Annotated in this window: 20 protein-coding genes and 1 pseudogene; 14 read left to right on the top strand and 7 right to left on the bottom strand. The window is 62.8% G+C overall.

Translation table 11 applies throughout. The features are described 5' to 3' along the window. Window positions 1–55: 55 nt before the first annotated feature. Window positions 56–754 carry a B12-binding domain-containing protein gene (locus tag X757_RS157605; RefSeq protein ID WP_023670402.1) on the top strand — a complete coding sequence of 233 codons (699 nt, stop codon included), beginning with the start codon at window positions 56–58 and terminating at the stop codon, window positions 752–754. A gap of 89 nt (window positions 755–843) precedes the next feature. On the opposite strand, the gene X757_RS22255 is transcribed toward X757_RS157605, so the two are convergent. After that, on the bottom strand, window positions 844–984 hold the full coding sequence (locus X757_RS22255) for an entericidin A/B family lipoprotein (protein ID WP_023670401.1): 141 nt from the start codon (window positions 982–984) through the stop codon (window positions 844–846). Between the two features lie 65 nt (window positions 985–1,049). Here X757_RS22255 and X757_RS157610 point away from each other — a divergent pair, with 65 nt between their 5' ends. The 10 genes and pseudogenes from X757_RS157610 to X757_RS01000000164630 all read left to right on the top strand — a co-directional run bounded on the left by X757_RS157610 (window position 1,050) and on the right by X757_RS01000000164630 (window position 10,250). Beyond that, complete coding sequence (locus X757_RS157610) at window positions 1,050–1,679, top strand: DUF1638 domain-containing protein (protein ID WP_023681776.1); 630 nt, start codon at window positions 1,050–1,052, stop codon at window positions 1,677–1,679. 114 nt (window positions 1,680–1,793) lie between these two features. Further along, complete coding sequence (locus X757_RS157615; protein ID WP_023681777.1) at window positions 1,794–2,369, top strand: DUF4893 domain-containing protein; 576 nt, start codon at window positions 1,794–1,796, stop codon at window positions 2,367–2,369. Between the two features lie 110 nt (window positions 2,370–2,479). Next, window positions 2,480–3,262, top strand: a complete 783-nt coding sequence (locus X757_RS157620; RefSeq protein WP_023725600.1) for a formyl transferase — start codon at window positions 2,480–2,482, stop codon at window positions 3,260–3,262. 188 nt (window positions 3,263–3,450) lie between these two features. Then, entirely contained in the window at window positions 3,451–3,753 is a 303-nt protein-coding gene (locus X757_RS157625; protein WP_023670397.1) for a virulence factor, read from the top strand. Next, window positions 3,746–4,357 carry a methylenetetrahydrofolate reductase C-terminal domain-containing protein gene (locus tag X757_RS157630; protein ID WP_023700327.1) on the top strand — a complete coding sequence of 204 codons (612 nt, stop codon included), beginning with the start codon at window positions 3,746–3,748 and terminating at the stop codon, window positions 4,355–4,357. The genes X757_RS157625 and X757_RS157630 overlap by 8 nt, the downstream gene beginning before the upstream one ends. Beyond that, complete coding sequence (locus tag X757_RS157635) at window positions 4,354–5,445, top strand: methylenetetrahydrofolate reductase (RefSeq protein WP_023681780.1); 1,092 nt, start codon at window positions 4,354–4,356, stop codon at window positions 5,443–5,445. The genes X757_RS157630 and X757_RS157635 overlap by 4 nt, the downstream gene beginning before the upstream one ends. An 80-nt stretch (window positions 5,446–5,525) precedes the next feature. Then, complete coding sequence (locus X757_RS157640) at window positions 5,526–6,500, top strand: methyltetrahydrofolate cobalamin methyltransferase (protein WP_023670394.1); 975 nt, start codon at window positions 5,526–5,528, stop codon at window positions 6,498–6,500. Beyond that, a complete protein-coding gene (locus tag X757_RS157645; protein WP_032996185.1) occupies window positions 6,451–8,580 on the top strand; it encodes an ASKHA domain-containing protein in 2,130 nt (709 codons plus the stop codon). The genes X757_RS157640 and X757_RS157645 overlap by 50 nt, the downstream gene beginning before the upstream one ends. Before the next feature lie 186 nt (window positions 8,581–8,766). Then, window positions 8,767–8,934, top strand: a complete 168-nt coding sequence (locus X757_RS1000000168475) for a hypothetical protein (protein ID WP_196813564.1) — start codon at window positions 8,767–8,769, stop codon at window positions 8,932–8,934. A 251-nt stretch (window positions 8,935–9,185) separates the two neighbouring features. Continuing rightward, window positions 9,186–10,250: pseudogene (locus X757_RS01000000164630) on the top strand (alpha/beta hydrolase fold domain-containing protein). A 99-nt stretch (window positions 10,251–10,349) separates the two neighbouring features. On the opposite strand, the gene X757_RS157650 reads toward X757_RS01000000164630, so the two are convergent. After that, window positions 10,350–11,249 (bottom strand): LysR substrate-binding domain-containing protein, encoded by a 900-nt coding sequence (locus X757_RS157650; protein WP_023670389.1) that lies wholly within the window; start codon window positions 11,247–11,249, stop codon window positions 10,350–10,352. A 202-nt stretch (window positions 11,250–11,451) separates the two neighbouring features. Between X757_RS157650 and X757_RS157655 the strand changes: the two genes are divergently transcribed. The 3 genes from X757_RS157655 to X757_RS157660 all read left to right on the top strand — a co-directional run bounded on the left by X757_RS157655 (window position 11,452) and on the right by X757_RS157660 (window position 13,423). Then, window positions 11,452–11,637: a hypothetical protein gene (locus tag X757_RS157655; RefSeq protein WP_023681786.1), complete on the top strand. Its 186-nt coding sequence runs from the start codon at window positions 11,452–11,454 to the stop codon at window positions 11,635–11,637. Window positions 11,638–12,000: 363 nt separating this feature from the next. Continuing rightward, window positions 12,001–12,135 carry a hypothetical protein gene (locus X757_RS1000000169390; protein WP_023725595.1) on the top strand — a complete coding sequence of 45 codons (135 nt, stop codon included), beginning with the start codon at window positions 12,001–12,003 and terminating at the stop codon, window positions 12,133–12,135. Window positions 12,136–12,484: 349 nt separating this feature from the next. Further along, a complete protein-coding gene (locus X757_RS157660) occupies window positions 12,485–13,423 on the top strand; it encodes a GlxA family transcriptional regulator (RefSeq protein ID WP_348524244.1) in 939 nt (312 codons plus the stop codon). A gap of 13 nt (window positions 13,424–13,436) precedes the next feature. On the opposite strand, the gene X757_RS157665 is transcribed toward X757_RS157660, so the two are convergent. From X757_RS157665 to X757_RS157685, 5 genes are all read right to left on the bottom strand, one after another. Beyond that, window positions 13,437–14,234, bottom strand: coding sequence for an ABC transporter ATP-binding protein (locus tag X757_RS157665; RefSeq protein ID WP_023696446.1), 798 nt, complete (start codon window positions 14,232–14,234; stop codon window positions 13,437–13,439). Next, window positions 14,231–15,004 carry an ABC transporter permease gene (locus tag X757_RS157670; protein WP_023688107.1) on the bottom strand — a complete coding sequence of 258 codons (774 nt, stop codon included), beginning with the start codon at window positions 15,002–15,004 and terminating at the stop codon, window positions 14,231–14,233. Before X757_RS157670 ends, X757_RS157665 begins: the two co-directional genes overlap by 4 nt. 91 nt (window positions 15,005–15,095) lie before the next feature. Beyond that, on the bottom strand, window positions 15,096–16,046 hold the full coding sequence (locus X757_RS157675; RefSeq protein WP_023688106.1) for an ABC transporter substrate-binding protein: 951 nt from the start codon (window positions 16,044–16,046) through the stop codon (window positions 15,096–15,098). 99 nt (window positions 16,047–16,145) lie between these two features. Next, window positions 16,146–16,991, bottom strand: a complete 846-nt coding sequence (locus X757_RS157680; protein WP_023725594.1) for a DUF1194 domain-containing protein — start codon at window positions 16,989–16,991, stop codon at window positions 16,146–16,148. Window positions 16,992–17,082: 91 nt separating this feature from the next. Next, the gene (locus X757_RS157685; RefSeq protein WP_023725593.1) at window positions 17,083–19,644 is read right to left on the bottom strand and encodes an FAD-dependent oxidoreductase; all 2,562 of its coding nucleotides are present in this window, start codon (window positions 19,642–19,644) and stop codon (window positions 17,083–17,085) included. Window positions 19,645–19,775: the final 131 nt, after the last annotated feature.

Here is a 19,775-nt window from a genome sequence, read left to right as displayed (position 1 = left end):
GCGATTATTTTAAGCCGCCGTGATCGCATCCCGTGCGGCAAGGAGCCCGAGAAAAATGGCCGACGACGAGATCATCCTCTCCGAGCTTTCCGACGACGAGTTGGTGCAGCAGATGCACGACGATCTCTATGACGGACTGAAGGAAGAGATCGAGGAAGGCACCAACATCCTGCTCGAGCGCGGCTGGGTGCCCTACAAGGTGCTGACCGAAGCTCTGGTCGAAGGCATGCGCATCGTCGGCGAGGACTTTCGCGACGGGATCCTGTTCGTTCCCGAGGTGCTGCTGTCGGCCAACGCCATGAAGGCCGGCATGTTCATCCTGCGCCCGCTGCTGGCCGCCACCGGCGCGCCGAAGCAGGGCAAGATGGTGATCGGCACCGTCAAGGGCGACATCCACGACATCGGCAAGAACCTCGTCGGCATGATGATGGAAGGTGCCGGCTTCGACGTCATCGATCTCGGCATCAACAATGCGGTGGAAAAATACCTCGACGCCATCGAGCAGCACCAGCCCGACATTATCGGCATGTCGGCGCTTTTGACCACGACCATGCCCTACATGAAGGTCGTCATCGACACGATGAAGGAAAAGGGCATCCGCGACGACTATGTCGTCCTGGTCGGCGGCGCGCCGCTAAACGAGGAATTCGGCAAGGCCGTCGGCGCCGATGCCTATTGCCGCGACGCGGCTGTGGCGGTCGAGACCGCCAAGGACTTCATGAAGCGCAAGCATAATATGCGCGCTTCAGCCTGATCTCTTCCGCAAGGCGTCTGGCCCACAATCGAAAGCCGCGCCTTGCAGCGCGGCTTTTTTGTTCCCAGCTATTGGAACGGATGGCTGCGTCAGGGTTTGGTGACGGTGTCGTCGACGGCTTTCGCGGTCGATTTGATATCCCGGCCGACACCACGGACGGTGTTGGCACAGGCCGTAAGCGCCAGGACGCAGGCAAGGATTGCAATCGGCGCAACGCGTAACAGTTTCATGGACGGTTTATCCCTCTCTCGATAGATTCGCCCCACAGCAACGAAGGCCGCTTCGACCGGGTTCCATGGCCAGAATGCAAAAAACGAAACCGAATCAAGACGACAGGCTGCTGGTCATCGCCTGTGGAATGATTGCGCGCGAAGTTTTGGCCGTCAAGGAGCAGCTCAAGCTCGACCATCTCGACCTGACCTGCCTGCCGGCGGAGTTCCATTTCTACCCCGACCGCATCGCACCGGCGATGGACAAGGCGATCGAAGAGGCCAAGGCGGAAGGCTATAGCAACATCTTCGTTGGCTATGCCGATTGCGGTACCGGCGGCATGCTCGACCGGGTCCTGGAGAAGCACGGCGTCGAGCGCATGGCCGGGCCGCACTGCTTTGCCTTCTACCAAGGCATGGACGCCTATGCGAAGGTCGCCGACGACGACATGATGTCGTTCTACATGACCGATTTCCTGTGCCGCCAGTTCGACGCCTTCTTCATGAAGCCGCTCGGCCTCGACAAGCACCCGGAGCTGATCAAGGACTATTTCGGCAACTACCAGAAGCTGATCTACATCGCCCAGACCGACGATCCGGAACTCGACAAGGTCGCCGAGCAGGCCGCGAAGATGCTTGGCCTCGCCTATGAGCGCCGCTCGACGGGCTATGGCGACCTGACGGCCGGGCTGGCGCAGGCCGCCGCCCACGCCTGAAGCGGTTCTTGAGCCGGGACGCTGTCGAGAACAGATGACAGGCCGCCGCGGATGGTTAAGTTGTGAGCAACAAGCAAACAGGCTGATTCAGCCATCCGAACACGGAACGTCCCGATGACCCCTCGCGTCCTGCTCTCCGCCCTTGGCCTCCTCTGCCTCGTCTTGCCCGCTCGCGCCGACGGCGAGGTGCAGAAGATCATCACGCCTGCCGACAAGGTGCGGCTCCACAAATATGGCGAGACCCGCAAGGCGGCGCTGGCCGAGGCAAAAGCGGGAGACCCGGCTGAGGTCAGCCAACTCGACGCGCTGCTGGCAAAGCCGATAGTGGCCTTTTCCGACAAGGACCTGAGCGGCAACTGGCAATGCCGAACCATCAAGGTGGGCCTGACCGGCCCGCTGGTCATCTATGGCTGGTTCAAGTGCAAGGTCACGGACGATGGCTCCGGCTGGCAGCTGGAAAAGGTCAGCGGCTCGCAACGCACTAAGGGCCGTTTCTTCGACGATAGCGAAAAACGCGCGATCTATCTCGGCTCCGGTTATGTCAATGACAACAAGCCAAAACCCTATGGCAGCGGCCCGGAAAGCGACCAGGTCGGCTATGCCTTCCGCACCAGCGCCAATGAATGGCGCATCGAATTCCCGGCGCCCTACTACGAATCGAAACTCGACATCATCGAGTTCAAGCGCTGATCCGTTGGTCTCTCGCTGGCCGGGCGGTCATCAAGATTTAACCTCGCCCGGCACAGAATTGAGCCGGGCAGCGCACGGCAAATGGTTGCGCGCCGGCAAGAAAGCGCGCCATGGCATCAGCGGTTGAAAAAAGTGCTGCGATCGTCATCGTCACCGAAGGCGGGCCGCACATCTGGGCCATCGTCAACGCCATCGCCGACCAGCTCGACCCTGTCAGCGTCATCCTCGAAAGCCCTGAATCCAAAAAACAATTGCTGCTCGGCCGGGCGCGCCGCCAGGGCTGGTTTTCGGCCATCGGTCAACTCGGCACGATGGTGTTGACGAGGCTCGGCAAGCGCTTCTTCGCTGGCCACGCAGAGCGGCTCATCGCCGATCAGAAGCTTGAGACCGAGCCGAAGCCGGGACAAAAGATCATCCACGTCTCCTCCGCCAACGCAGCCGATTGCCTGCAGGCGATCGCCGACATCCGCCCGGGCGTGGTGCTGCTCGCCGGCTGCCGGCTCTTGTCCCGGCAGACGCTGGCGCAAATGCCCTGCCCGGTGCTCAACTACCACGCCGGCATCGCGCCGAAATACCGCGGCATGAATGGCGGCTACTGGGCGCTGGCCTGCGGCGATCTCCAGAATTTCGGCACCACCGTGCATCTGGTCGACGCCGGCGTCGACACCGGCGGCGTGTTGAAACAGGCGCGCGGCAAGCCGGAGCCCGGCGACACTATTTCGAGCTATGCGTTGCGCCAGGCGGCGTTCTCGCGTGACATCTGCGTCGAGGCGGTCCGCGGTGCCTTGGACGGCAAGCTTGTCACGATCGACCCCGGCCTGCCGTCGAAACAATGGTACCATCCGACGATCTGGTTCTATCTCTGGACCGGCCTGACCAAGCGGGTTTGGTAGCCAGCCTTCCCTCGGAATCTCGCCTTTCTTTTTGCGACGTCCAATAGCGTCGCTTTTGAATGCGCGCGCGTCGTCCCATAACAAGCAGCCCCACTGCGCATCCGGCAATGCTCGCACCTGCTAGACAAAGTGGTGGAGCGTCGTTTCCCTCATGGACGCACGGCGCTCTACAGGGAGTGAGAGAATTCATGGCCGATCTGATCGTCGTCTATTGGCGCGACATCCCCGCCCAGGTCATCGTCAAGAAGGGCCGGCAGAACGCCAAGCGCGAACTGCCGCTGCGCTTCACCGAGGCGATCGATATGTGCGCCATGCGCACCGGCGCCGGCGGCACCGACGATTACCTCGCCGAATGGCGCAAGGCCGATCCGATCCCGGTCGGCGACGACCTCGAAGCCGAGGTCGAGAAGGCATTCAGCGACATCGACGCGAAATACGACCGCGAGCGGCTGGTCGCTCTGGTCAAGGCGGGCGGGAAAGAAAATGTCTGAAACGACTCCCGGCAAAGGGGGCCCGGCGGTGACCCAGGCCACGCAGGTCAAGAAGGCAGCGCCGAAATCCGACTACAAGCCGGCCGACGTATCGCCGCAGCGGCGCGTGCAGCGCTCGTTTGCGATCAGGCTGTGGTCGATCCGCCATTCGCGATTGCTCGAATGGTTCTACTCCAGATTCGCAGACATGTTCCTGCTGCTCCATCCGCTGTGGAAAGGCCTTGGCTACGGCCGCGTCGAAGCGCCGATCAAGTTCGTTGAAAAACGCGTAAAAGGCTTCATGTTCGACTGCCGCATGTGCGGTCAGTGCATATTGTCCTCGACCGGCATGTCGTGCCCGATGAACTGCCCCAAGCAGCTGCGCAACGGCCCGTGTGGCGGCGTGCGCGCCAACGGCAATTGCGAGGTCGAGCCCGACATGCCTTGCGTCTGGGTCAAGGCCTGGGAAGGTTCGCGGAACATGGAGCATGGCGACAAGATCCTGACCGTTCAGAAGCCCGTAGACCAGTCGCTGCGCGAAACCTCGGCCTGGCTGCGGGTGACGGCGCAGTCGGCAGCGGCCCGTGAAGCAGCGGCCAAAGCCAACACTGGAGCGGCCGCGTGATCGGCCGCCAGCGCGATGAAAACCCGGCCGGCATCCATCTGCCGCTCGATCCGCTGCCCGGCCACTCCTCGCGTGGCCGGCTGGAGCGTGTGCTGAGGCGCGGCGAATTCGCCGTCACCACCGAGCTCAACCCGCCCGACAGCGCCGATCCCGAAGACGTCTATAACCGCGCGAAAATCTTCGACGGCTGGGTCGACGCCATCAATGCCGTCGATGCCTCCGGCGCCAACTGCCACATGTCTTCGGTCGGCATTTGCGCGCTGCTCACCCGCATGGGCTACGCGCCGATCATGCAGATCGCCTGCCGCGACAGGAACCGCATCGCCATCCAGGGCGACGTGCTGGGCGGTGCCGCCATGGGGGTCGCCAACATGCTGTGCCTCACCGGCGACGGCGTCCAGGCCGGCGACCAGCCCGGCGCCAAGCCTGTCTTCGACCTCGATTCCATGTCGTTGCTGGAAACCTGCCGCATTATGCGCGACAACGGCAAGTTCCTGTCCGGCCGCAAGTTGACGACGCCGCCGCAAATTTTCCTCGGCGCCGCCGTCAACCCCTTCGCGCCACCCTTCGATTTCCGCCCGATCCATCTCGGCAAAAAGATCGCCGCCGGCGCGCAGTTCGTGCAGACGCAATACTGCTTCGACGTGCCGATGTTCAGAACCTTCATGCAGAGGGCGCGGGACTTGGGGCATACGGAAAAAGTTTTCATCCTGTGCGGCGTCGGCCCGCTGGCTTCGGCCAAGACGGCCAAATGGATCCGCTCCAACGTGCCCGGCATCCATATTCCCGATGCCATCATCAAGCGGCTGGAAGGTGCGCAGGACCAGAAGAAGGAAGGCAAGCAGCTCTGCACCGACATCATCAACGAGGTGAAGGAAATTCCTGGTGTCTCCGGCATCCATGTGATGGCCTACCGCCAGGAGGAATATGTCGCCGAGATCGTCGATGAATCGGGCGTGCTGAAAGGCCGCCAGCCATGGAAACGCGAGATCCGCCACGACGATCAGATGGTCGCCGACCGGCTCGAGAGCATACTGCACGACGACATTACCGAAACGCAGGTGGATATGGTGAAGACCGCGCACTGACAGCGCGGACGGCCAGCCATTCGCTTGAATGAAACCAGACAACGATATAAAGAAATCTTTATATCAGGCGGAGAGACTTCATGACCCGGACCATCGTCGCCTCGGCGACACGAGAGATCATCATCGGCTTCGACCAGCCTTTCTGCGTCATCGGCGAGCGCATCAACCCGACCGGCCGCAAGAAGCTGGCCGCCGAGATGATCGCCGGCAATTTCGAGACCGTCATCAAGGATGCGCTGGAACAGGCCGCCTGCGGCGCCACCATGCTCGACGTCAATGCCGGCGTCACCTCCGTTAATCCGAACGAAACCGAACCCGGCCTGCTGGTGCAGACGCTGGAGATCGTCCAGGGCCTTGTCGACCTGCCGTTGTCGATCGACTCGTCGGTGACCGCCGCCATCGAGGCAGCGCTCAAGGTCGCCAAGGGCCGGCCGCTGGTCAACTCCGTGACCGGCGAAGAGGAAAAGCTCGAAGCCATCCTGCCGCTGGTCAAGAAGTACAACGTTCCGGTCGTCGCCATCTCCAACGACGAGACCGGCATTTCGATGGATCCGGATGTGCGCTTCGCCGTCGCCAAGAAGATCGTGCAGCGCTGCGCCGATTTCGGCATTCCGGCGCATGACGTCGTCGTCGACCCGCTGGTGATGCCGATCGGCGCGCTCGGCGATGCCGGCCGCCAGGTCTTCGCGTTGCTGCGCCGTCTGCGCGAAGAGCTCAAGGTCAACACCACTTGCGGCCTGTCCAACATTTCGTTCGGCCTGCCGCACCGCCACGGCATCAACGCCGCCTTCATCCCGATGGTGATCGGCGCCGGCATGACTAGCGCTATCATGAACCCGGTTCGCCCGCAGGAAATGGAAGCCGTGCGCGGCGCCAATGTGCTCAACGGCACCGACGAGAACTGCACCAACTGGATCCGCACCTACAAGGATTACAAACCGGCCGAAGGCGGCCAGGCGGTCGCAGCGCCCACCGCCGTTAACGCTCCGGGCGAAGGCGGCGGCAATGGCGGTCGCCGGCGCGGCGGCCGTGAAGCCCGCATGGCCAGGGGATAAGCGCGCAATCGTGAACTCGCCTGCAAACATTACTGATCCGCTCGTGCTGTTCATGCCGTCAGGCAAGCGCGGGCGGTTTCCCGTCGGCACACCGGTGCTCGATGCCGCGCGTCAGCTCGGCGTCTATGTCGAGAGCGTCTGCGGTGGCCGCGCCACCTGCGGTCGCTGCCAGATCGAAGTGCAGGAAGGCAATTTCGCCAAGCACAAGATCGTCTCGTCCAACGACCACATCTCGCCCAAGGGCGCCAAGGAAGAGCGCTATGAGCGCGTCCGCGGCCTGCCCGAGCGGCGCCGCCTGTCCTGCTCGGCGCAGATTCTCGGCGACCTCGTCATCGACGTGCCGCAGGACACGGTTATCAACGCCCAGACCATCCGCAAGGATGCCGACACGCGCGTCATCGCCCGCGATGCGGCGATCCGCATGTGCTATGTCGAGATCGAAGAGCCCGACATGCACAAGCCGCTGGGCGATCTCGACCGCCTCAAGATCGCCTTGATGAAGGATTGGGGCTTTAAAAACCTCGAATTCGACTTCTACCTGATGCCGCAGATGCAAGGCATACTGCGCAAGGGTAACTGGACCGCGACCGCGGCCATCCACAAGGATGCCGAAAGCGACATCGCCCGCGTCACAGCACTCTGGCCCGGCCTCAAGAACGAGGCCTATGGACTGGCCTGCGACATCGGCTCGACCACCATCGCCATGCATCTGGTGTCGTTGCTGTCGGGCCGCGTCGCCGCTTCGTCGGGCACCTCCAACCCGCAGATCCGCTTCGGCGAGGATCTGATGAGCCGCGTCTCCTATGTGATGATGAACCCGGACGGCCGCGAAGGCATGACGGTCGCCGTACGCGAGGCGATCTCGGGCCTGGTCGACAAGGTCTGCGCGGAAGGCAATGTCCAGCGCAACGACATCCTGGATTCCGTCTTTGTCGGCAATCCGATCATGCACCATCTGTTCCTCGGCATCGATCCGACCGAACTCGGCGGCGCGCCCTTCGCACTCGCCGTCTCGGGCGCGGTGCGCATCAAGGCCTCCGATATCGGCCTGAAGCTCAACCAGGGCGCCCGCCTCTATATGCTGCCTTGTATTGCCGGCCATGTCGGCGCCGACGCCGCAGCCGTGACGCTGTCGGAAGGCCCGCATCGCCAGGACGAGATGATGCTGATCGTCGACGTCGGCACCAATGCCGAGATCGTGCTTGGCAACCGCAAGCGGGTGGTCGCAGCCTCCTCGCCCACCGGTCCCGCCTTCGAGGGCGCGGAAATCTCCGGCGGCCAGCGCGCTGCCCCCGGCGCAATCGAGCGCGTGCGCATCGACCCCGATACGCTGGAGCCGAAATACCGCGTCATCGGCTCTGAACTCTGGTCCGACGACCCCGGCTTCCTGGATAGCGTGCAGGCGACCGGCGTCACCGGCATTTGCGGCTCCGGCATCATCGAGATCGTGGCCGAAATGTACCTCGCCGGCATCATCTCCGAGGATGGCGTCATCGACGGGTCGCTGGCCGAGCGGTCGCCGCGCGTCACGGTCAACGGCCGCACCTTCTCTTATGTCTTGAAGGAAGGCGAACCCAAGATCACCATCACGCAGACCGACGTGCGCGCCATCCAGCTTGCCAAGGCGGCGCTCTATGCCGGCACCAAGCTTCTGATGGAAAAGCAGAACACCGAACACGTCGACCGCATCCATTTCGCCGGCGCCTTCGGCTCGTTCATCGATCCGAAATACGCCATGGTGCTCGGCCTGATCCCGGACTGCGACCTCGACAAGGTCTCGGCCGTCGGCAACGCCGCCGGCGCCGGTGCGCGGATGGCGCTGCTCAACCGCGGCTATCGCCGCGAGATCGAGGACACGGTCAGCCACATCGAGAAGATCGAGACCGCACTGGAGCCGAAATTCCAGGAGCATTTCGTCTACGCCATGGCGCTTCCCAACAAGGTCGATCCGTTCCCGAAACTGTCGGCGGCGGTGAAATTGCCGCCACGCAAGACCGTCAGCGAGGATGGCGTCGCCGGCGACGCCGCCCCGCGCCGGCGTTCGCGCGAAGGCCATGCCGCCAGGCGCAGCCGGGAATAAGCCGCCTTACGAAGGCCGCCAATTCGCCCAATTTCATTTGTATGCAAATGTTTCCAGATCGCACCGATCTGGAAACCGAAACGCTGTTTTGGCGCAATCCGTCCGATACAGACGTGAAGCATTTAACGGACATCGAATGGCGGACCGGACTATTCCGCCGCCACAACGCTCCAAAGGAGAATAGAGATGTTCGAGACCCTGGGCCGTTTTCGTGCGGCCATGAAGAATGCACAGGCCGTGCGCGCCATGAACAACCTGCCACCCGAAATCCAGAAGGACATCGGCTGGCCCGTGTCGCCGCGCATCGACGCCCAGACCAACCTGTCGCGTCTGATCCTGGGCTCGGGCCGCTGATGACCTTCGCCGACAAGTGCAAATTGCTGACCAAGCGCCGGGGCCGCCGCATGGTCCCGGCTGCGACCGACGTCAAGCTGCGCGCCGCGCTGCTGCCCCGGCGCTGAGCCGCGCTGCGCAAAACAGCGGACCTGGCTGATCAAACAACCGTGTTGGCTTGGGCCAGAATCTTGACATTTCGGCTGGAGGTACGATCTTCGAGACAGTGGGGGAATTCTCTTAGTCGGCTGCGGCCGAGCTTGTGTACGCGAATGCCCAGTTTCAAAAGCCACCTCGTTTCCTTCATCCTCCGGCACAGCCGCAAGAAGGCATTTGCCAGCCCGGAAAACCTGCAGCGCTGGATCGCCTATGCCCGCAAGACCGAGGATCATCATCCCCCGGCATTGCTGCGGGAGCAGCTCGATATCACCGAGCGCAGCGTCGATGGCTTCCCTGTCTATGAAATCGCGCCGAAGGCCGGCGAACGCAGGCGCATCCTCTACATGCATGGCGGCGCCTATGTCTTCCAGATCACATCCTATCATTGGGGGTGATCGCCGAGGTGGCCGAGCGCTTGGGTTTCGGCATCACCGTGCCGATCTATCCCATCGCGCCGGAGCATGATTTCCACGCCATGTTCGGCATGGTCGGCGACGTCTACCGGCAGATGCTGGATGAGACCGACGCTGAAGACATCGTCTTCATGGGCGATTCCGCGGGCGGCAACATGGCCGTCGTGCTGACCATGATGGCGGCTGAGGAAGGCCTGCCCTTGCCGTCGCGCCACGTGCTGATTTCACCCGGCCTCGACATGTCGCTGTCCAACCCCGAAGTGTTCGAGGCGGAACGCAACGATCCGTGGCTCGGCATTTCCGGCGGGCTGGAAGCGATCCGCATGTACAGTGCCGGCATCGATCGCAGGGACTGGCATATCAGTNCTCGGCATTTCCGGCGGGCTGGAAGCGATCCGCATGTACAGTGCCGGCATCGATCGCAGGGACTGGCATATCAGTCCGCTCTATGGCGACCTCTCGGTGCTGCCGCAGACCCTGCTTCTGACCGGCTCGCACGACCTGCTCAGCCCCGACAATCTGATCTTCGCAAAAAAGGCACGCGCTGCCGGCGTCGATATCGACGTCGTCTATGAGGAAGGCATGTTCCACGTCTGGCCGCTGATCGAGATGCCGGAGGCGCGTCGCGCCAGGGACAGCATCGTCGCCTTCCTTGAAGGTGAGCCCACCAAGCGGCGCGCAACTGCGCGGCGCACGGCGCGACCCGCTCTCGCGGCGCGCCCCGCCAAGCAGCGGAATAGCAGAGCAATTCCAGGAAAAGTGTAAAACGGTTTTCCCGGGAAAGCGTGTAGCGCTTTCCCTTGGGAATTGAGTCAAAACAAGGAGTTAGAGCGGCTCGCCGTTTCCGTGAAACGGTGAACCGCTCTAGAACTTGCCGGTTTCGCGGAAAAGCTCGAACGTCGCACGGATATGGTCGGCGACGGCCTTGACCGGCGCGCTGGCATCCGGCGACACCACCATCGCCAGATTGTAGGTGCCGATATCGGGCATGCCGTCCTTCGGGCAAAGCTCGACCATGTCGTTGCCCAGGAACGACTTCGGCAACGGTGCAACCGCGAGATCCGACATGATGGCGGCGCGCTGGCCTGCCGTGTGGGCGCTCATATAGGCGATGCGGTAATTGCGGCCTTCACGGCTCAGCGCATCGAGCGCGCCGGCCCGCCAGGCGCAGCCCTCTTCCCACAGCGACACCGGCAAAGGCTCGCGCAGATGCGCGCTGCCGCCCTTGGCGCCGGCCCAGACGATCGGCTCGGTGAGCAGCACCTCGGCGCCGAGTGCGCTGGTCTTGTAGGAATTGGTCAGCAGCGTGATGTCGAGCGCCCGGTCGTCCATGCGGCGGCGCAGATTGCTGCTCTGGTCGATGGTGACGTCGACGGCAATCGACGGATGCGACTGCGCGAAACGCTTCAGCACATGCGGCAACACGCGCTCGCCATAGTCGTCCGGCGAGCCGAGCCGCACCACGCCGACGATCTCGGGGATGATGAACTTCGACACCACCTCGCGGTTGATCGACAACAGCCGGCGGGCATAACCGAGCAGCATCTCGCCATCCGTGGTCAGCGTCACCGAGCGCGCATCCCGCGCGAAAACAGAGCGCCCGAGAATGTCCTCGAGCTTCTTGATCTGCATGGAGACCGCCGACGGCGTGCGGAACACCGCATTGGCCGCCGTGGTGAAACTGCCGGTCTCTGCAATGGCCACGAAGGTGCGCAAAACGTCGAGATCGAGCAGCGGCAGCGGATGATTGAGTGGGGCGTTCATCGGGATCGACCTTCAATTTTTCTGATGTGAAGCATCATTCCATTTCGTTTGATTGAACATCAGATTGGGAGGATAGTCAACTCCATCGAAGGCAGGACGTGCCATGGCTCCAACGCTCCTGACACGGAATTGCACTCGATGCGGAATATCCAGGCGACGGAACGCGTTCATGCGGGACGTGCCACAACCAAAGGAGAATGAAATGTCTATCCTGTCATCCATCGGTCGGCTTGCGACCGAATTGAGCGCGGCCCGCGCCCGCTTCCAGACCGAACGTGCGATCCGCTCGCTGCCGATCGAACTGCAGAAGGATATCGGCTGGCCTGAAGCTGCCGACACCAAGACCGGTGCACGCCACGGCGTCGGATCCTGGGCTGGAGCAAAGTAAACCATTGTGTACCTTGTGCTGAAGGCCTGCCGCGCAGACCAGCCCGGCAGGCCTTCTCTATTGGCCCTGCAGGCTTTCTCCAACTTATTTGCACTCAAATGATTTTCAGAGCCGTGTCGCCGCTGCATGGCGCATATGCGTCACTTGCATGGCGCCTCAATGTCGCCGGTAACACACTGTAAGTAATCGTAAATTTTGGGCACCATGCCCAATAATGTCGCAAACGATGTCGCATTTCCATTCAAGCGCTTCGCATTTGCGATTTAGTTTCTGCTCACGCAGGCCTATATCACCGTCAGCAAACGAGCTGCCCCACTCCATCAAGCGAAGGCGACCCGTCTGAGCAACCGATAGGAGATGATGATGAAGCTTCTTGCCCGCCTCTTTGCCCGCCGCGAAATGAACCTGACGACCGCTCTCGAGCGCCAGCGCCTTGCCAATACCATGCCCGGCCAGACCGGTGCCATGAATGCGGTGCGCCTCGGTTTCGTTGCCTGAGATAACGGCTAGCGCTCAGCGCTTCCCTGCCGCTGCCGATAGTCGATAACAGCGCCGCTTCGGCTTGACCGAAGCGGCGTTTCTCATTTTTGGCACCTATGCCGCCGCCACCATGCCCAATCCGTCGGCAGCCCGTGCCTGTCATCCCGGACGATTGCTCATTTGCGACCCATGTCGCAAATATAGTTTCCGCTTAGCCCCCTAGCCGATTGACAGGAATGGTTTTTCCTGATGTCGCTGTGCTGTTCGCGACATCCTGTTCGCGCCATGGCCGCGTGAGGTTCCCTTGAACGCCGTAAAGCATCCGATCAAGCGATCGTTTGTATTCTTCCTTGTCCCGGACTTCACCATGATCGCCTTTGCGACGGCGCTCGACCCGCTGCGCTCGGCCAACCGCATGCTCGGCTATGAGGCCTATCGCTGGCGCCTCGCCAGCATCGACGGCAAGCCGGTGCGCGCCTCCAACGGCGTCGAATGCGCCGTCAACACCTCGCTCGAGGAAGAGCGCAAGAAAATGGCCGGGCCGGATCGGCCGAACATGGCCATCGTCTGCAGCGGCATGAATGTCGAGCGCTACCAGAATAGGTCGGCCTTCGCCTGGCTGCGCGAGGAATACAACAGAGGCGTCGCCGTCGGCGGCCTGTGCACCGGCGCGCATATCCTTGCCGCCGCCGGCCTGCTTTCCAACAAGCGCTGCGCCATCCATTGGGAAAACCTGCCGGGCTTTTCCGAGGCCTTTCCCAAGGCCAACGTCTTTGCCGACCTCTTCGAGATCGACCAGAACATCTACACCTGCGCCGGCGGCACCGCCGCCCTCGACATGATGCTCAAGCTGATCGGCGACGATTTCGACGACAATCTGGTCAACCGCGTGTGCGAGCAGGTGCTGACCGACCGCGTGCGCAGCCCCACCGACCGCCAGCGCCTGCCGCTGCGCGCCCGCCTCGGCGTGCAGAATTCCAAGGTGCTGACCATCATCGAACTGATGGAAGGCAATCTCTCCGAACCGCTGTCGCTGATCGAGATCGCCGACCATGTCGACCTGTCGCGCCGCCAGATCGAGCGCCTGTTCCGCACCGAGATGGGCAGATCCCCTGCCCGCTACTACTTGGAAATCCGCCTCGACCGCGCCCGGCACCTGCTGATCCAGTCCTCGATGCCGGTGGTCGAGGTAGCGGTCGCCTGCGGCTTCGTCTCGGCGTCGCATTTCTCCAAATGCTACCGCGAACTCTATGCCCGCTCGCCGCAGCAGGAGCGCGTCGACCGCAAGCAATTGCTGGCGGCCTGATCCGAAAACGCACTCAGGCTTCGGCGGGCTGCGCCTGTACTGTGCGCATCGCCTCGACGCGGATATCCTCGGTCAGCCGCGCCTTGAGCGCCGAGAACTCCCGGCTGGTCTTCAGCGTATAGTGACGCGGATGCGGCAGGTCGATGGCGACATCCGACTTGATGCGGCCTGGCCGCGCGCTCATCACGATCACCCGCGAAGCCATGAAGATCGCCTCCTCGATGTCGTGGGTGACGAACAGCACTGTCTTCTTGCGCCGCTCCCAGATGCCGAGCAGCAGTTCCTGCATCAGTCCGCGCGTCTGGTTGTCGAGCGCACCGAACGGCTCGTCCAGCAACAGGATTTCGGGGTCGTTGGCCAGCGCCCGGGCGATCGCCGTGCGCTGCTGCATGCCGCCGGACAGCTGCTTTGGCCAATGGTTCTCGAAGCCCTTGAGCCCGACGAGGTCGACATAGGAAGCGACGATCCCGTCTCGCTCCTTTTCGGCCATGCCACGTTCGCGCAGGCCGAAGGCGATATTCTGCGCCACCGTTAGCCACGGAAACAGCGTGTAGGACTGGAACACCATGCCGCGATCCGGTCCCGGCCGCGTCACCGCCTTGCCGTCGAGCAGCACACGGCCTTCGCTCGGCGCTTCCAGGCCGGCAACGATCCTGAGCAGCGTCGACTTCCCGCAGCCGGACGGCCCCAGAATGGTGATGAAGTCGTTGGCCGCGACCGCAAGGTCGACCGGCATCAGCGCCTTGACCGGCTGCCCGCCGCGCACGCCGGCGAAGGTTCGCGAGACGCCTTCGATAAGCAACTTGCTCATGCCAGGCTCCAGGGAAAGAGCCAGCGATTGAACGCCTTGAAGGCGAAGTCGGACAACAGTCCGATCAGCCCGATGACGATGATGCCGAAGATGATCTGCCCTGTCGCCAGCCGCGACTGGCTGTTGATGATCATGTAGCCGATGCCTGAGGACGAACCGATCAGCTCGGCGACGATGACATAGGTCCAAGCCCAGCCGAGCACCAGCCGCAGCGTCTCGGCAATCTCGGGCGCATTGGCCGGCATGATGACCCGTTTGACGATACCGCTGTTGGTCGAGCCCAGCGTATAGGCCGCCTCGACCAGGTCGCGCCGCGTCGAGCCCACCTTGACCGCGACGATCAGGATGATCTGGAACACCGAGCCGACGAAGATGACCAGCAGCTTTTCCAGCTCGCCAATGCCGGCCCACAGGATGAGCAGCGGAATGAAGGCCGAAGCCGGGAGGTAGCGGGCGAAGGAGACGAACGGCTCCAGAAACGCCTCTATTGGTTTCCAGGCGCCCATGGCGATGCCGATCGGCACGGCGACGATCGACGCCAGCAGGAACCCGCCGAAGACCCGCCAGATGGTGATCAATATGTCGAGCCAGAAGCGGTCCTCGACCAGCAGCCGCCAACCATCCCGCAGCATCGACAGCGGGTCGGCGAGGAAGATGCGGTTGACGTGGCCGCCAAGCGTGATCCACGCCCAGAAGGCGACGAACAGCACGAAGAAGGAAATGCCAAGCACGGTTCGAATGCCCGGCGACACCGGATGCAAGGGGCGCATCTTCAGATCGTCCGCATCGTCAAATCATCACTTGTCCAGGAGAGAGCGGCGGCCCTAGGCGCCGCCGCACAATGGTCAAAGGCGAGGCCTGTCAGTTCGCCACCGCGCTGGTGTCGGCCAGCGTGGCAACGTCTGGCGCTTCCTTGATCAACCCCATCTGCAGCAGAAGCTCGCCGGCGGTCTTGGAAAAGTCCTGGAATTCCTTGGTGAAGAACTGCTTGTTCTCCGCCTTGTCGGCCCATTTCAGGTATTTCGCCGAATCCTCGAATTCTTTCGCAGACTGCTTCACGTCGGCGCCCATGATCTCGTAGGATCTCTGCGGATCGCTCTTGATCAGGTCGAGCGCTTCGAAATAGCTGTCGGCCAGCGCCTTGGCGGCGTCGGGATTGGCGGTGAGGAATTCAGGCGTGCAGCCGACCGTGTCGAGCACCATCGGGTAGTCGAGCGTGGTCGCCAATATGTGGCCCTGATCGGACTTGTCGCGCACCGCCGAGATGAACGGCTCATAGGTGACCGCCGCATCGTTCTGGCCGGCGAGGAAGGCTTGCGCCGCCGCATCCGGTTCCAGGTTGACGACGGTCACATCCTTGGTCGACAGGCCGTTCTTGTTCAGCACCCAGGCCAGCATGAAATAGGGCGACGTGCCCGGCGCCGAGGACGCGACATTCTTGCCCTTGAGGTCGGCGACGGTCTTGATGTCGTTGCGCACGACAATGCCGTCGGCGCCATAGGATTTGTCGAGCTGGAAGATCTGCTTGGTGGTGACGCCGCTGGCGTTCCACACCAGCCAGGTCTCGACCGTGGTGGCGGCGCATTGCAGATCGCCGCTGGCGATGGCGAGCGGCCGGCTGGCCTGCGGCACCTTCTTCAGGGTCACGTCGAGGCCATGCTTCTCGAAGATGCCGGCCTGCTTGGCGAGCGTCAGCGGCGCAAAGCCGGTCCATCCGCTGATGCCGATGGTGACCGATGTGGCAGCCTCGGCCGGCACGGATATTGCAGCCGCAAGCGCCAATACCGCGGCAGCGACGATGGTCTTGTTCATGTCGGTTCCCCTTGTTTTTTCGGATGCCGAATTGTGTCACAGACGCCCATGGGCTTGTCAATGAAACCGGCCCTTCACGGCAGCGTGATGATGCGAACGCTAACGGGCATCGAACATCCAGCTGCGGTCGCGCCACATCTTTTCGCCGACCTGGCAGTCGGTCGGCCGGTCCTGCGCCAGCACCACCAGCGGATGCCCGGCCTCCTCGCTCGCCCGTTGCGGCGAAGCGGCGCCGGCCAGCTCCAGCACCAGCTTGCGGCGGATCGCTTCGGGAAACTGCGTCCAGTCATTGACCGGGATCATGAAGGATCCGGGACCGCCGATGACGCAGTCGCTGTAGTAGCGGTCGAGATTGTTGACGTCATAGGCGCCGCCGAACCCGCCGCGCGTCATCAGCGGCAGGCCGTTGATGATGATGCCTTGCTTGACCACCGCGTCGCGGGTGATGTCGACGGGCGCGCCCTGGTTGTTGGGGCCGTCGCCGGAAATATCGATGACGCGCTTTGTCCCCTGAAAACCGCTTTCGGCGAACAGATCGCTGCCGAATTCCAGCGCGCCGGAAATCGAGGTGCGCCGGGCGCTGGCCGGCGGATGGGCGGAAAGCTGCGCGGCCACCCGCTCGGCATCGGCCCGGCTGGCGATCACCGTCCACGGCACGACGACCTGCTGCGTGGTCGCTCCCGCCCATTCGACATAGGTGACGGCGACCTTGCCGTAGGCGCCATCGGCGATGGCTTGCAGAACATTGTCGTGCGTCAGCGCAGCAGCATAGCCGTGACGCTGGATTTCAAGTTCGCCCGGCGACATCGACAGCGACACGTCGACGGCCAGCACCAGCTCGACGTCGACCGGCTCGGCGGCTTGAACCGGCGGCACAAGCCAGAGCACCAGCGCCAGTGCGGCGCTGCCTGAAAACAAATGTCGTGCGCAAGAAAATGCAGACATGCCCGAAGGTAAGCGAAAATCGGCTGCTGACAAAGCGAAAAGCCCGGCGAGGTGCCGGGCTCTTCGATGTGTTGGTTGGAACCTATGACGCTCAACTCCGCGGTTTCAAATTCTCCGGATCGTAGAGCGGCTTGTAGCCGACGGCAGCCACCTCGACCGGGTAGGTCTCGCCGAAATATTCGATGGCAAACTTGCGGCCCTCCTGGGCGTGGGCCCAGGGCAGATAGGCGAGGCCGATGTTCTTGCCGATGGTCGGGCCATAGGCCATCGACGTGGTGAAGGAGCGGCGGCCGAGTTCGTCGACAAGGGTTTCGCCGGTCTTCGGATCCATCACCGGCATGGTGCCGACGGGATAGCGGGCAACACCCTTCGAATCGACGTTTTCCGTCATCACCAGCGTGCACAGGATCGCCGGCTGGTGTTCGCGGGCGCGGTATTCGACATGTTTGGCCTTGCCGCAGAAGTCGTTCTCCTTGACCTTCGGTCGGGCAAGGTCGGCCTCGAGCAGATTATACTCGGTCAGAAGGTCGGCGTTCTGCAGGCGCAGGCTCTTTTCCATGCGCCGGGTGTTGGCATAGGTCTCGACGCCGAACGGCATCACGCCGGTCGAGCGCAGCGCGTCCCAAACGGCCAGGCCGTCCTCGTAGCGCATGTGCAGTTCCCAACCCTGCTCGCCGACATAAGAGATGCGGAAGGCGGTGACGTCCTTGCCGCCGATCCTGACCGGCTTGATCGCCGCGAACGGGAAGTTCTCGAGCGAGAGACCATCCGGATTTTCGACCACTTTCCGCAGTGTCGTGCGGGCGTTCGGTCCCCAGATGCCGATGGTGACATATTTTTCCGTCACGTCGGTGATGGTGACGTCAAAGCCTTTGTCCTGCGCGGTGCGCTGCATGTAGCGGAAGTCGCGCGGACCGGCGTCGGCGCCGTCGATCAGACGGCAGCGGTCGGCCATGCGGATGACGGTGAAGTCGGCGCGCACCATGCCTTCCTCGTCGAGGAAGTGGGTGTAGATACCCTTGCCGATATTGTTGTCGCCACCGATCTTGGCCGCGCACAGCCACTCCAGCAGCGCGACATGGTCCGGCCCTTCGATGTCATACATCGAGAAATGCGAGAGGTTGACGATGCCGCAATCCTCGCTCATCGCCAGGTGCTCGGCATTGGACACCCGCCAGAAATGGCGGTTGTCCCATTCGTTCTCACGTACGGGAACCCGGTTGCCATACTTCTCCAGCAGATGCTCGTTGGCGGCATAGCCATGCGCGCGCTCCCAACCGCCCAGCTCCATGAAGTAACCGCCAAGCTCCTTCTCGCGCTCCCAGAACGGCGAGCGGCGGATGTTGCGACCTTTGGAGAACGGCTCGCGCGGATGCACCGCCGGATTGTAGACCTTCATCGCCGTCTCGGTGCAACGATCCCAGATGAACTGCTCTTTCGTCTGGTGCGGATAGAAGCGCGCATAGTCGATGGCGTGATGGTCGATTTCCGTGCGGCCGTCCGTCATCCAGTCGGCGATCAGCTTGCCCATGCCGGGGCCGTCCTTGACCCAGATGGCGACGGCGTACCAGAGGCCCCTCACCTTCTGGCTCTCGCCCATGGACGGGCCGCCATCGGCGGTCACCTGCAACAGGCCGTTGAAGGAATGGCTTTCATTGTAGCCGAGTTCGCCCAGGATCGGCGTCAGTTCCATGGCGCGCTCCAGCGGCGCCAGGATCTGCTCCATGTCGAGATCGCGCTGCGACGGCGACAGCCGCGCCTGATCCTTTTCCAGCAAATCGCGCGGATGGCAAAGACGCGGATTGGTCTCTTCGTAGTAACCCCATTCGATCTGGCCGCCTTCGGCGGTCCTGGGGTCGCCGGTGTCGCGCATATAGGCCGAATTACCCTGGTCGCGCAACAGCGGCCAGCCGATCTCCTTGCCGGTGCCGGCGAATTGCTTGTAAGGCCCGAAGAAGGTCAGCGGATGGTCGATCGGCATGACCGGCAGGTCTTCGCCGACCATCTCGGCGATCAGCCGGCCCCAGATGCCGGCGCAGACGATGACATAATCGGCCATGATCGTGCCGCGGTCGGTGACGACGCCCTTGATGCGGCCTTCCTCGACGATGAGAGATTTGGCGGGCGTGTTCGCGAAGGATTTGAGTTTCCCCGTAGCTTCCGCCTGGTCGACCAGCTTGCCGGCGACGGTCTGCGAGCGCGGGATGACCAGGCCGGCGTCCGGATCCCACAGGCCGCCCTGCACCATGGACTCTTCGATCAGCGGGAATTTTTCCTTGATCTCGGCCGGTTCGATCAGCCGGGCGCGGGTGCCGAAGGATTTGGCCGAGGCGATCTTGCGCTTGATCTCGTCCATGCGGCTGTCGTCGCCGACGCGCGCCACTTCGAGACCGCCGATGCGGGCGTAATGGCCCATCTTTTCGTAGAAATCGATCGAGTAGAGCGTCGTCCAGCACGACAGGAAATCATGGCTCGTGGTGTAGCAGAAGTCCGAGGCATGCGCGGTCGAGCCGATATCGGTCGGGATGCCCGACTTGTCGATGCCGACAATGTCGGTCCAGCCGCGCTCGATCAGATGATGCGCGATCGACGCGCCGACAATGCCACCCAGGCCGACGATGACGACCTTCGCCTGTTTCGGAAACTCTGCCATTGCCCGCGACTCCAAGGGGATAAAGCGGGCGCGTCCGCGCCCGTTCGAATGGCGCACAATATGCAGAGGACGTGGATGCAGCTACCGCCTGTTTGCGACACGTCGCGGATGCGACGCGACCCGGCGCGCCG

This window comes from Mesorhizobium sp. LSHC412B00 (assembly GCF_000503035.1).
Lineage (GTDB): Bacteria > Pseudomonadota > Alphaproteobacteria > Rhizobiales > Rhizobiaceae > Mesorhizobium.
Note: the sequence above shows the minus strand (reverse complement) of the source record. Positions and strands in the feature narration are given on the sequence as shown.